This is a genomic window from Acinetobacter parvus DSM 16617 = CIP 108168 (assembly GCF_000368025.1).
Lineage (GTDB): Bacteria > Pseudomonadota > Gammaproteobacteria > Pseudomonadales > Moraxellaceae > Acinetobacter > Acinetobacter parvus.
The window spans coordinates 828,090-841,406 of sequence record NZ_KB849211.1; the positions used below are offsets into that span (position 1 = coordinate 828,090).

The 13,317-nt window shown below is 39.3% G+C and carries 12 protein-coding genes and 1 pseudogene; 3 read left to right on the plus strand and 10 right to left on the minus strand.

The window, feature by feature from the left end; translation table 11 throughout:
* Nucleotides 1-58: 58 nt before the first annotated feature.
* Nucleotides 59-628 (minus strand): annotated as a pseudogene (locus F988_RS05950) (hypothetical protein); the annotation flags it as partial.
* A 258-nt stretch (nucleotides 629-886) separates the two neighbouring features.
* On the opposite strand from F988_RS05950, the gene F988_RS05955 reads away from it, so the two are divergent.
* Nucleotides 887-1,813 carry a chromate resistance protein ChrB domain-containing protein gene (locus F988_RS05955; protein ID WP_004644594.1) on the plus strand — a complete coding sequence of 309 codons (927 nt, stop codon included), beginning with the start codon at nucleotides 887-889 and terminating at the stop codon, nucleotides 1,811-1,813.
* The gene (chrA, locus tag F988_RS05960; protein ID WP_002123392.1) at nucleotides 1,810-3,156 is read left to right on the plus strand and encodes a chromate efflux transporter; all 1,347 of its coding nucleotides are present in this window, start codon (nucleotides 1,810-1,812) and stop codon (nucleotides 3,154-3,156) included. The genes F988_RS05955 and chrA overlap by 4 nt, the downstream gene beginning before the upstream one ends.
* Before the next feature lie 41 nt (nucleotides 3,157-3,197).
* On the opposite strand, the gene dmeF is transcribed toward chrA, so the two are convergent.
* Nucleotides 3,198-4,172 (minus strand): CDF family Co(II)/Ni(II) efflux transporter DmeF, encoded by a 975-nt coding sequence (gene dmeF, locus F988_RS05965; protein ID WP_004644595.1) that lies wholly within the window; start codon nucleotides 4,170-4,172, stop codon nucleotides 3,198-3,200.
* A gap of 57 nt (nucleotides 4,173-4,229) precedes the next feature.
* Here dmeF and F988_RS05970 point away from each other — a divergent pair, with 57 nt between their 5' ends.
* On the plus strand, nucleotides 4,230-4,496 hold the full coding sequence (locus tag F988_RS05970) for a metal/formaldehyde-sensitive transcriptional repressor (protein WP_004644596.1): 267 nt from the start codon (nucleotides 4,230-4,232) through the stop codon (nucleotides 4,494-4,496).
* A 396-nt stretch (nucleotides 4,497-4,892) separates the two neighbouring features.
* Here F988_RS05970 and F988_RS15065 read toward each other — a convergent pair whose 3' ends face one another.
* From F988_RS15065 to F988_RS06005, 8 genes are all read right to left on the minus strand, one after another.
* Complete coding sequence (locus F988_RS15065) at nucleotides 4,893-5,018, minus strand: YHYH domain-containing protein (protein WP_004644597.1); 126 nt, start codon at nucleotides 5,016-5,018, stop codon at nucleotides 4,893-4,895.
* Between the two features lie 77 nt (nucleotides 5,019-5,095).
* Complete coding sequence (locus tag F988_RS05975) at nucleotides 5,096-5,524, minus strand: YqaA family protein (RefSeq protein ID WP_004681744.1); 429 nt, start codon at nucleotides 5,522-5,524, stop codon at nucleotides 5,096-5,098.
* Nucleotides 5,525-6,832 (minus strand): MFS transporter, encoded by a 1,308-nt coding sequence (locus F988_RS05980; RefSeq protein ID WP_004644600.1) that lies wholly within the window; start codon nucleotides 6,830-6,832, stop codon nucleotides 5,525-5,527.
* Nucleotides 6,833-6,926: 94 nt separating this feature from the next.
* The gene (locus tag F988_RS05985; RefSeq protein ID WP_002123386.1) at nucleotides 6,927-7,574 is read right to left on the minus strand and encodes a hypothetical protein; all 648 of its coding nucleotides are present in this window, start codon (nucleotides 7,572-7,574) and stop codon (nucleotides 6,927-6,929) included.
* 12 nt (nucleotides 7,575-7,586) lie between these two features.
* Nucleotides 7,587-8,300: a HupE/UreJ family protein gene (locus F988_RS05990; protein ID WP_004644601.1), complete on the minus strand. Its 714-nt coding sequence runs from the start codon at nucleotides 8,298-8,300 to the stop codon at nucleotides 7,587-7,589.
* A gap of 18 nt (nucleotides 8,301-8,318) precedes the next feature.
* The gene (locus F988_RS05995; RefSeq protein WP_004644602.1) at nucleotides 8,319-8,678 is read right to left on the minus strand and encodes a hypothetical protein; all 360 of its coding nucleotides are present in this window, start codon (nucleotides 8,676-8,678) and stop codon (nucleotides 8,319-8,321) included.
* Nucleotides 8,679-8,686: 8 nt separating this feature from the next.
* On the minus strand, nucleotides 8,687-11,818 hold the full coding sequence (locus F988_RS06000; protein ID WP_004644604.1) for an efflux RND transporter permease subunit: 3,132 nt from the start codon (nucleotides 11,816-11,818) through the stop codon (nucleotides 8,687-8,689).
* Nucleotides 11,819-11,830: 12 nt separating this feature from the next.
* Nucleotides 11,831-13,309: an efflux RND transporter periplasmic adaptor subunit gene (locus F988_RS06005; RefSeq protein ID WP_002124879.1), complete on the minus strand. Its 1,479-nt coding sequence runs from the start codon at nucleotides 13,307-13,309 to the stop codon at nucleotides 11,831-11,833.
* Nucleotides 13,310-13,317 lie beyond the last annotated feature (8 nt).

Below are 13,317 nucleotides of genomic sequence, written 5' to 3' on the forward strand. Positions count from 1 at the left end.
TAAGGATAATCTGCACGGTGTAGAGCGTCAAGCAAGTGCTGGAATGCAATATGAATTTTCAGCGCCGTACTGGGGCTCCATCAAACCATTTAAATCCTTTCGGGTAGATGCAGATTCTACTCGGAAGCCCAAACTGACCCGTTTGATTCTCCGGCATGCTATTTAATGCACCCAAAGGACAGCCCGCTTCTTCTTGCATGATCCGGTCAATCCGCAGCGCGTTTTGTGCATCAGCATCGGAAAGCTGATGATGCATTTCTGGATAAACGCATGTGCCCAAATATCCAGTCGCTCTCATCCAGTGCTCTCTGATCTCATTGCAATATCCCAAAGGGTCAGAATAGAGTGATCGGTTAAAGCTCAGATAAAAGTGAATCACATAGCGCTGCTGAACATCATCACGCACAATCCGATAAAAACGATAGACCACCTGCGTTCGATACCAAAATACTGTGGGTAAACTATTTTGGAAATTTGATAAAAATCGCTCTAACTGTCGCAAATCGATAATTTCATTTCCACCGTCATTTAGACTTAGTTCCAGTTTTAAATCCGCTGCATCAGGATAGATCTGGTTTGTATTACGGTAGGATTCTCTCAACTTTTCAGTCCGCTTCTCGTAGCGCTCAGCGCGCACAACAGACACAATCCAAGACACTGTTTTCAATAAATTTCATCAATTCTTGTTCTACATTTACCGTAAAAACTACCGCAAAATAGATCTGTACAATACCCGAAAATTTCTTAGATTCAGTGATTGAAAGGGATGATCCTTACGTATATCAGCAAACAATATATCAGATTCCCTGAATAACTAATTAAGTATAAAAATTATCACGTCAAATTTATTTGTTATAAAATATACAAAATTTGTAGAGTTTATAACATGAATATAAGCATCCTCATTTCTAGCCTTTCCACACAAAACTCTTCTGCTCGAATGAGAATTTGGCGTTCCATCAAAAGCTGTGGCGCAGAAACTCTGCGTGATGGTGTCTATGTGCTACCTAATGAACAAAAGCAGCGCTTTGACCCCATTATTGACGAGCATCAAAGTGCCGATGGCATTGCCTATCTATTCGATTCCGTTAGCAACAATAATTTAGACTTAATTCAACTATTTAATAGAAAAAGTGAATACTCTGAATTTTTGCTACAACTGAATGAAATAGAGAGTTCACTGAATGTTGAGCAAAAAAATGAACATTTAAAAAGCATTAGAAAATTAAGAAAGCAACTTTCATCTCTCATCGATATTGATTTCTTTCCTAATGAATTACAAAACACAGCCTTAAACGCGATATCAAAACTCGAACTTAAAATTCATCACCTAGGGGAATCAAATGAGCCCTCTTCTATAAATAGTGATCTACCTTCTCTTAATCTTCATGACTTCCAATCTAAAACTTGGGCTACGCGAAAACGACCTTGGGTGGATCGTTTAGCTTGTACGTGGCTCATTCAAAAATTTATTGATAAAGACCCTACTTTTATTTGGCTACAAGATATTAAAGATTGTCCAGCAGATGCTTATGGTTTTGATTTTGACGGTGCAACGTTTACCCATGTTGGTGAGCTTGTGTCATTCGAAGTACTTTTACACAGCTTTAATTTAGCCGATAAATCACTTCTGAAAATCGCTGAAATTGTCCATTACCTAGATATTGGCGGAAATGAGCCACCAGAAGCACTTGGGCTAGAAAAAATATTACAAGGACTAAGAAGCAGTATTCATGCTGATCAACAGTTGGTGGAATTATCCAATCACATTTTTGATGGTCTATATACCAATTTTAAAGGCGAGAATTCATGAATCAATTGCAAGAAAACGATTTCGAGCCCAATCCAGAGGTTAGCTTTAAAGAGGCCATACTGTTTTGGTTAAAACTCGGATTTATCAGCTTTGGCGGGCCTGCAGGCCAAATCTCTGTCATGCACCAAGAATTGGTAGAACAAAAAAAATGGATCTCTGAAAAGCGATTTATGCATGCGCTCAATTACTGCATGTTGCTTCCGGGGCCTGAAGCACAACAATTAGCAACCTATATTGGCTGGCTAATGCACAAAACAAAAGGCGGTATCATAGCCGGACTATTTTTCATTTTACCTTCCCTTTTTATTCTCATCGGTCTTTCATGGGTCTATGCAAAATTTGGAAATGTACCTGTCATTGCAGGGCTTTTTTATGGCATTAAACCTGCTGTCACCGCTATCGTCTTTCATGCAACCTATCGTATTGGCAGTAAGTCACTGAAGAATAAATATATGTATGCTATTGCATGTGCCGCATTTATTCTCATTTTTGCCTTTAATGTTCCGTTCCCCCTTATTGTGCTGCTGGCTGCTTTAAGTGGTTATCTCTTAAGTAAATTTGACCCAAAATTATTCACTAGCAATGTTCACGCATCAAGTCTCAAAGACTACGGGAAAGCAATTATTGATGATGATACGCCCACACCTGAACATGCCATTTTCAAATGGTCTCGCTTGATTAAATTGCTGGTTGTTGCAATTATTTTGTGGTGTCTCCCTATAGCATTACTGACAGTAGCTTATGGCTGGTCTCACGCTTATACACAAATGGCTTGGTTTTTCACTAAAGCAGCCTTAATGACATTTGGTGGAGCTTATGCGGTTTTACCTTATGTATATCAAGGTGCTGTTAACTTCTATGAGTGGCTTAAACCAACCCAAATGATCGATGGTTTAGCGTTGGGTGAAAGCACACCCGGCCCACTCATTATGGTCGTTGCTTTCGTTGGGTTTATGGGCGGGTACAACCTTGACCTATTAGGGCCTGAACATAAGTTTTTAGCTGGTGCTTTTGGAGCAACAATTGTTACTTGGTTCACCTTCCTATTTTCGTTTGTGTTTATTCTCGGTGGAGCACCCGTAATCGAATCCACTCACAATCAAATCAAATTTACTGCACCACTGACAGCAATTACCGCAGCCGTTGTCGGCGTAATTCTTAATTTGGCCCTCTTCTTTGCTTACCATGTACTATGGCCAAAAGGGTTTGAGGGGCAATTTGACTACATAGCTGCAGTAATAACCATACTCGCTTGTATTGCTCTCTTTAAATTCAATCAAAGTGTATTAAGAGTCATCGGTGCTGCTGCAATTTTAGGGCTTATCATTAAACTAAGCATATAAAAAAAGAGCAGCTCAAATGAGCTGCTCCTTTTTATCTATTTTTATACTGCAGCTTGGAGTCTAGAACTTGTATTAATTTCTACTGAAACGTGCACAATTTCCTCATGAATAGATAAGGCTTTTCTGACTTCATCTGCCGTGATATTTAAACTGCTTACATCTAGTGACAAGATACAAGAAAACTTACCTTTACCTACCTTCCATACATGAATATCAGTAATTACGATTCGGCTATCTAAGTCATCAATGACTTCCTGAATTTCTTGAACAACTGGATGTTCCATTTCAGCATCCAGTAAAGTTTTGCCTGTCTCGCGAATAAGCCCCCAAGACCAATGTGCGACTAGAAATGCACCTACAATACCCAAAACTGCATCTAAGAAATCCCAGCCAAAAAATTTACCTGCAAATAATGCAATGATCGCTAATACAGAAGTCACAGCATCTGCAACGACATGTAAGAAAGCCGCTTTCTGGTTTAAATCATGTTCATGATGCCCATCTTCATCATGGTGATGGTGTCCATGATCATGATGGTGATCATGTTCGTGGTGATGATGCCCACTATCGTGTAGTAACCAAGCACAAATAAAGTTCACAGCAAGACCAATCACTGCAATTGATATTGCTTCGTTATAGTGAATATTGACGGGATTAAATAGGCGCTCCACCGATTGTATTCCCATAAACAATGCCACAACCATGAGTAAGATCGCACTAGAGTATCCAGCTAAAATTTCTATCTTCCATGTACCAAAACAGAATCGCTGATCTTGTGAATATTTACGTGCCATTCGGTATGCAAAATATGCTAAGCCCAATGCCAGCATATGTGAACTCATGTGCCAGCCATCTGCAAGTAAAGCCATCGAATTAAAGAACCAACCTCCAAAAATTTCAAAGACCATCATGACGCCCGTCAGGATTGTCGCAATTAAAATTTTCTTCTGCGCTAGCGGATTTCCTTCATCGAATTGATGCGTATGGTTGCTTTTAACATTACTTAGATATTGCATTTTTTTATGCCATCAATAATACTCCCCTACAGTATATTTAGTTTGGACAGAAATGCTATGTCTCATTTGCATCAAGACAAAAAAATTTTAAATCGGGTTAAGCGTATTCAAGGACAAATCAACGCCGTTGAGCAGAGTTTGGCCGACCCTAACAAATCATGCATAGAAGTACTGCAACAGGTCGCTGCAGTCCGTGGTGCTGTGAATGGATTAATGAATCAATTGATTGAAGCACATCTAAAAGAGCATGTAATCAAAGATAAAGATGCGATTAATAAAGAAGAGTTAAAAGAGTTTTTAGCATTACTCAGCCGCTATCAATAAAATGACATGATAAAAAATCTCTTTTCAATTTTTATAGACTTGATATGATGAGTACATCTTTATTGCTTAATAGTTTATATGCGACCCCGAATACGTAAGTTTTTAACTTCTCTTTATTCAACTCCAGATTCAAAAGCGCTCGAAATAAAGTTCAATTTAAGTCATCACTGTGACTTTGAACTTTTTAAAAGGTTTAAAAAAACCAACTGCCAAAGCATAAAAAATGCGATTCACAGTATCCTTTATGAGCGAGGCTATACAACTGCCGAAATCTCCGTATTAACAAACTAATTTTTAAAGTTAGCCTCATACTTTGTATGGGGCTTTTGCATTAATGATTACATTACTATTTTATTTCAACTCATAAAAAAGAGGTCTTTTGACCTCTTGTAGACTTTAATGACAGTGGTAATCACCTGTTTTGCTGTTAGTATGGCAACCTTGTTTATTTGTACCACCCGAATGCGCATTTGTATAAGTTACAAACATTCCCAGCACACAAACTAAAACTATTTTTTTCATTTTTGTATCTTCCCCGAGTTGAATAAAACTTTTAGATTATAGAATAACCAAGTTCCTTTTTTTTATTAGAATATATTTCAAGCAACCTCTAAATAGATCATGTAAACAACGATATATCTTAAAAATTTAGCCGTGAAAACCAAAATTATAAATGTAGTAAATTTTTCCTTTAAAACTCCACTGACTAACGTAATTGGATCACCAATCACAGGCACCCAACTGAGTAATAACATGGGTGAACCATACTTTGCATATAAGATTTGAGCCTTTAATAAATGCTTCTCTGATACTGGAAACCAACGCTTGTCTTTATAGACTTCTAGCTTGATACCCAACCACCAGTTCACACAAGAACCAAGTACATTCCCAACTGTTGCTACAAGTATGAGCAACAGCTCAGAATGCCGACCTAACAGAAAAAAGCCTGCTAACACTGTCTCAGATTGCAGGGGCAATAGTGTTGCTGCACCAAAGGCACTTAAAAATAATAAAACATAGGCCATCATTTATTTCGGCCATCTTTGATGGTTTTCATCTATCACATAGTCATGTGAATGCTTTCCATCATGGTTGTGACTGAGTAGATGTTCATGATCCACAGGTAAATCATCATGTGAATGTACGATTACGGATTCATCTTGTTTTGGCCAAATCATAAAGGCAATACTCATTGCTACTAGAGCAATGACCGCCATAGGCACAAATGTAAAGAGTGTTCCAAAATTGGTACTCAGCCAACCCACTAAAGGGTAAGCTATCAACCAGCATGCGTGTGAAAAAGCGAACTGCGCGGCAAATAATGAAGTTCTATTTTCACTAGATGCAGATTTACGAATTAACCGACCTGTAGGTGTTTGAGATACTGAGTAACCTATTCCCAAGACAAACCATAAAACTAATAGTCCGTTGTATGAGTTAATAAAAAACCCACAGAATAAGCCAACGACTAATACAGCTGTGCCGCTCAGCATCACAGCTCGATCGTTAAATTTATCCAGAACATTAGGCAATATAAATGCCGAGAGCATAGACCCTAAGCCAAACAAGCCAAAGGCCCAAGTGGAGGCATGTTCATTTAGCTTAAAGGTTGATTGAACGAGTACAACCGTATTTACAATCACTACAGCACTGGCTGACGCAATCGCAAGGTTTAACGCTAGGAGTGCCTTTAAACGCGGAGTATTAAAATAAATTTTTGTCCCCTGCTTTATTCTGTAATACACCCCTTTAAATACAGGTACTTTAGCAGCAGGCAATTTTGCACTGACAACAAAAAGTGCTGAACCAATAAAGCCAATGACTGTGCCTAAAAATAGATTGTGATAGCTTATAAATCCAAGTAAAAATCCTGCCAACATTGGGCTAATAATATTCTCTAAATCATAAGCCAAACGAGAAAGAGACAAGGCATTGGTATAATCTTTTTCTTCAGGCAATACATCAGGAATCATGGCCTGAAAAGTAGGTGTGAATGCAGCTGATGCAGATTGCAGAATAAAAATTAGAATATAGATTTGCCAAATTTGGGTCACAAAAGGCAGGCATAAAGCAGTTAAAGCACGGATGATATCCAACCCCACTAAAACTTTTTTACGTGGCAGCCTTTCTGCAAAGGCTGAAGCAATAGGTGCTACCCCAATATAAGCAATCATCTTTATCGCCAATGCTATGCCTAAGACCTGAGCAGCCTCCCCTTTAGCAATATCATACGCCTGTAAAGCCAAAGCAATCGTAATCAGCCCAGTTCCAATAAGCGCAATGACTTGAGCTAAGAACAAATGCCTATACGTTGTATTTTTTAAAACTTCTAGCATTTTTGGGCCCCCTTTTAGAACCTATTTTTTATTTCAAAAATCAATGCCAATTAAAATCTCCTTGGATTTTATTCCAAGGAGATTTTTTTAAAGCTTAAAAGACTTTCTTCATATCACTGAATTGGCCTTCAACTTCCAATGTCACTGAAACAGGACTTTCAGTTCTATTACGCCAGAACCAGCCGTGTTTACCATCAAAAGCTGCTGTTAATGTACCTGTTTGCTGAGTTTCATTACGTCCTTTGCCATAACCATGGTAAAAGCCCTTAGGAGCGCTCACTGGATCACCATGCGTGTCATAATTTAGACCACCGCCTGATGTTGTCCATTTAAAATTCACGCTAGCACTTTCCGGCATCGCCAACTTAATTTCAGTGGCTTGTCCGGGCTTCAACTCAACTGTCATCTGTTGCTTTTGAATTGCAGGCATTAGCATTTTTTCTGCTTCACCAATTGGCATAGATGATTGAATATTAGGGTCACTTGCAGCTTCACTCGATATCGTGTTTGAAACTGCCTCTCCCATACCATTTTCAGACTCTTGAGCCAAAGATTGCTTAATTTCACCCATCGTTGTTAAGCCTAGAACTTTACCAACCCCAGTAGGATCAATATTGTATTCAGCTGGCATAACAACTGTAACTAAGACAACTGCAGCACTCACTGCAGCGATAATGGTTGATTTAACAAGTTTCTTTGCAGAAGGTAATTCAACATCTTGTGGAATTTGAGCGTTGTACATATTTGAAAATCCTTATTGAGTAACGAAGCCAGTAAGCTGAAAGCCCACAAGTAAAAAGCCAAGGAACATTAAAAAAACGTTGCTTTGATAAGCTGTTTTGAAGAAATACGGCGTTTTTCGCCACATTGTCATCAACAGCAAAATCATCGCTAAAGCCATAAATTGACCAAGCTCTACCCCGACATTAAATGCAATGAGGTTTGCCAATAGACCATCTGCCGAAACTTCATACTCTTGAATTTTTACCGCTAAACCGAAGCCATGAATCAGACCAAAAATTAACGTCGCTGCTTTAGTGTTGGGCTGGAAACCAAACCAACGCTGATATGCACCTAAATTATCCAAAGCTTTATAAACAATAGAAAAACCAATAATTGCATCAATAATGTATGCATTCATGGAAATGTTGTAATACACCCCAATCAGCATTGTCACAGAGTGACCAATCGCAAAAAGGCTGACATATAAGCCAATATCTTTCATGCGATATAAGAAAAAGATAATCCCGACGAGGAACAGCAAATGGTCATAACCTGTAACCATGTGCTTTGCACCAAGGTAAATAAAGGGAATGATGTGTACCCCATAAATTTCTTGAATATAGCCTTTGTCACCTTCTGCCACGCCATGGGCAAAAAGTGCAGGACTCATCAAAACAGCACTTAAAGTAATCAATAACTTTAAAAATGCCTTGAGTCTCACCCATTGTGGAAAAATAAATTGCATGTAAATCAAACTCCAAAGTTAACTAAAAAGAAAAGTTTCTAGCGATGTTTTGGGAGGTTTGAAAATACGACTGATCATGAGATAGAGATAATTTTTCACTCTATCCAGGATCAAAATAAAGGCTAAAGTAAATAACAAAGTCATCGATTGACCAGACTGATATTCACCAAAATGCTCATGAAAATTATCATGATGAATATGGTTTTGCTTTTGATGCACATCATGAAAATGTACACTTTCAAACTCATAAACCGCATGTTCTTGGTATGCAGTCTCTGCATTGTGCGTATTAAAATGCAGGCATAGTGCAAGACTGATGATGCAGACGAACCACATCATCAAATTTCTAAACTTTCTATCTCTCACTATGCCTATCATTGTTTCACCTAGGCTTCTTGCTGCTCAGAAAAATCATCTGATTGCTTTTTACGTCCTTGGTTAAACCAAACGTATAGCGTAGGCAAAATAATCAACGTCAATAAGGTCGAAGATAAGATTCCGCCAATCACAACAGTCGCAATTGGTCGTTGCACTTCAGAGCCAATCCCAACATTCAATGCCATAGGGATGAAACCTAAAGATGCCACTAAAGCCGTAATTAATACTGGGCGAAGTCGTTCCAATGCACCGTGTCTAACAGCTTCGAGTAGTCCTTCACCTTGATCTCTAAATCTCTGGATTGCAGACACTAGAACTAAGCCATTCAGTACAGCTACACCCGACAGTGCAATAAAACCAACGGCTGCAGAGATAGAGAATGGGATATCACGTAAGGCTAAGGCAATCACACCGCCCGTTAAGGCAAATGGCACACCCGTAAAGACCAGCACGCTATTTCTGACATTTCCTAATGCCATATAGATCATGGCAAAAATTAAGATCAAAGCGAGAGGTACAACAATCATTAGACGATTTGAAGCTGATTCCATTTGTTCAAATGTACCGCCCCATGTCAGCCAATAGCCTTCAGGTAATTTAAAGTCAGCATTCAACTTAGTCTGTGCTTCTTCGATATAGCTACCAATATCTGTACCACGGACGTTCGCTGTAATCACAATTCGGCGTTTACCGTTTTCACGTGAAATTTGGTTTGGACCCTGAACATTTTTCAATTCGATCAGTTCAGATAAAAGTACGCTTGAACCATCAGGCAAATTCACTGGAACTTGATAAAGCTTTTCTAAATCCGTAACAGAGTTTTGGTCCATTCGAACCACAATATCGAACTTACGATCTCCCTCAAAAACCTTACCTGCTGTTTGCCCCGTAATCAGACTGGATACTTGCTTTTGTACATCTTCAGCATCAAGACCGTAGTTGGCGATCATGTCTTTTTTAAGTTCAACAGAGACCATTGGAAGCCCACTCATCTGTTCAACTTTTAAGTCGGCTGTTCCATTCACACCTTCTAAAATTTTCGCTGCAGCATTTGCAGATTCAAGCAACTGATCTAAATCATCACCATAAATCTTCACTGCAACATCTGTACGGACACCTGAAATCAGTTCGTTAAAACGCATTTGAATCGGCTGAGTGAACTCATAGTTGTTGCCATAAACGCCTTTTGCCACACGTTCAATATCGGCAACGATAGCTGATTTTTCCTTGTCAGGATTCGGCCATTCGCTACGTGGTTTCAATATCACAAAATTATCAGCGACGTTTGGTGGAACTGGGTCAGTCGCAATTTCAGCTGTCCCCACTTTGGCAAACATGGTTTTCACTTCAGGAATTTTGACGATTTCTTTTTCAAGCGCATACTGCATTTCAACAGCTTGAGTTAAAGAAGTTCCAGGAATTCGAAGTGCATGTAATGCCACATCACCTTCATCTAATGAGGGAATAAATTCGGAACCTAAACGAGTTGAAAGACTCGCACTGAATACAAAGAAAATTGCTACGAACGCGATCAGCTTATAACGATGACTCAAAGACCAATCTAAAATTGGGCTATAAACTTTCTTAATGAAATGAACAATCTTCGATTCCTCTTCCTTAATTTCGCCTGTCGTGACCAAAGCCACCATTGCAGGAACAAAAGTAATCGAAAGAACCATTGCAGCCACGAGAGCCATAACAACTGTAGCTGCCATCGGTGTAAACATCTTGCCTTCAACACCAGTAAGCGTCATGACAGGCAGATACACTAAGATAATGATCAATTGACCATAAAGAATCGCTTTTCGAGATTCTCTAGTTGCTTCAAATACGGTAATAAAACGTTCTTTACGCGTCAGAATCCGACCCAACTCTTTTTGCTTCATCGCTAATTTTGCAAGTGAAGCTTCAACAATAACGACAGCACCATCGACAATGATCCCGAAATCTAGCGCCCCTAAACTCATTAAGTTTGCACTTATTCGTTGATTCACCATGCCAGTAATGGTCATGAGCATAGATAAAGGAATCACCATCGCAGTGATGAGCGCTGCACGGAAATGTCCAAGGAATAAGAAGAGAACAACAATAACGAGGATTGCACCTTCAAGAAGGTTTTTCTTTACTGTGTCTATCGTTGCATCAACCAAAGTTGTACGGTTATAAACGGCTTTCGCCTCAACACCGTCTGGCAATGACTCTTGGACTTTTTGTAACTTTTGATCTACTGCGTGAGCAACATTTCGCGAGTTTTCAGCAATCAGCATAAATGCAGTACCTAGGACAATTTCTTGCCCATCTTTAGTTGCTGCACCTGTACGTAGCTCGTGACCAATTGATATTTTTGCCACATCCTTCAATCGAAGAATGTAACCGCTACTTGCCGTAATCGGGATATTTTGAATTTGCTCAATTGAGTTAATTTGAGAATCCGAGCGAATCAAATACTGCTCACCATTCTTCTCAATATAACCAGACCCTTTGTTCATGCTATTTTTAGAAATAGCATCCAAGATATCCTGCTGATCTAAGCCAATGCTGCGTAAATATGCATAATCCGGCTGTACCACGAATTGTTTTAAATAACCGCCAATGGTATTGATTTCATTCACACCTTCAACATTTCGAAGCTGTGGTTTAATCACCCAATCTTGCAAGGTTCTTAATTCAGTCGGTGATAATGGGTTTGGATTATCTTTTGCGTTCTCAACGGTGTACATAAAGATTTCGCCAAGCCCTGTTGAAACAGGTCCCATTGAAGTCGATATGCCACCCGGAAGTGTTGATGTGACTCCTTGCAACTTTTCATTCACAAGTTGTCGAGCAAAATAGATATCCGTGCCTTCCTTGAAAATCGCCGTAACCTGAGATAAACCATATCTCGATACAGAACGTGTGTATTCCAGATTAGGAATACCAGCCAAAGCCGTTTCAATTGGATAGGTCACTTGTGACTCCATCTCCATTGGAGATAAGCCTTGCGCTTCACTATTGATTTGGACTTGTACATTGGTAATGTCAGGTACAGCATCAATCGGCAGTTTAAAATAGTTATAAACGCCAAATGCACCGATAAACAGAAAGACAATCAGTACAAGCCATCGATTCTTGATCGAGAGCTTAACAATTTGATCAAACATAGTCGCTACCCCTTAGTGATCATGAGTAGCGCCAGATTTACCCAGCTCTGCTTTTAATAAATAGGAATTGCCTGCTGCATACACCTGACCTGCTTTAAGACCAGATTTCACCTCAACAAAACCGTTATATTTATCGCCTAGTTCTAAAGGACGTGCTTCAAAGTCATTTCCTACACGGATAAATACCACATCCCAATCACGGAAGTTTTGTAATGCATCTTCACGCACAACCATGGCTTTCGTGCTTTGATTTTCAAATATTTGTGCGGTAACAAGCTGACCAGAACGCCATTTAAACTGGTTCGCAATTTCAATAAAGACTTGAGCAGTACGTGTTTTCGGATCAATCACATCACTAATGTATTTAATCTTACCCAGTGCTTCCTCCGTACTTTCCTGTACTTGAGGTTTAACGGTTACTTTTGCATTTGGATTAATTGCATTCAGCTTATCAGCCGGCACATTGACCACTGCAAGCAACTGTGAGGTATTGGCAATTTTAAAGAGTGGTGAAGCTGGTGTTACATTTGAACCAACCGCAGCAAGCACTTGTAAAACTGTGCCCGACATTGCTGCTCTTACCTCAATCGTTCCATTACCTGAACCACCGTAAGAGCTGATTAAGCTATTCAGCTCATTAGCACGAGTCTGTGCATCATCGTATTCACGTTTTGCATTGATATAGTCAATTTCAGGCGATACACGTTTTTGAAATAATGCGCGTTCCTGTTCCATTTTTTTGCGAGAAAACTGCAAATTATCCAAAGCAATAGATCGCTCAGCATTTAAACGGATCAGATCTTGGCTTTGAACAGTCGCTAACAGATCACCTTGGCTGACTTTATCACCAATCGTTCGATAAGTTTTGATTAGTGTTCCGCTTGCTTTAGGTGTAATAAAACTTTCAAAATTATCGGGAAATTTAAGCTCGCCTTTGAGCTCAAGCGCATTCTCAAAAGTCATAGGTTCAACTTTAAGAAGTTCTAAACCGCTGCTTTTGATACTGCTATCCAGCATCGTTACACGGCCTTCTTTGGTATCCCATTTCCAGCTGTGTTTCTTGCCTTGATAATCAACATTTATCACCATCAAGAACGAATGCGGTTCATAAACAATTTCATCGCCAATCAAGTAATCACTTTCAGGTTTGAAGCGAATGGTTTGCTCAGCATCTAAACGCTTAATAAAAATATTCGCGTTAATCTCACTCGGCTTTAAAGGCTGATCTTTGTAGTAGCCATAGACACGTAAATGCGGCTCTACACCTTCTTCAAAAATTTTTACCTCTGCCGAAAAGTCTCCATCACGATATAAGCGACCACCATGTGGACCTTTTTCATCACCTGCGACAGCAGCTTTTTCTTCGATAGCTTCACCATGTGCTGAAGACGTCTGTGATTTGTTTCCTGTTTTATACCAAGCCAGAGCACACAACATGACAAGTAAAGCTATAACGCCTGTAGCAATTACTGTATTCTTTGGTTTATTCATATTCTCTG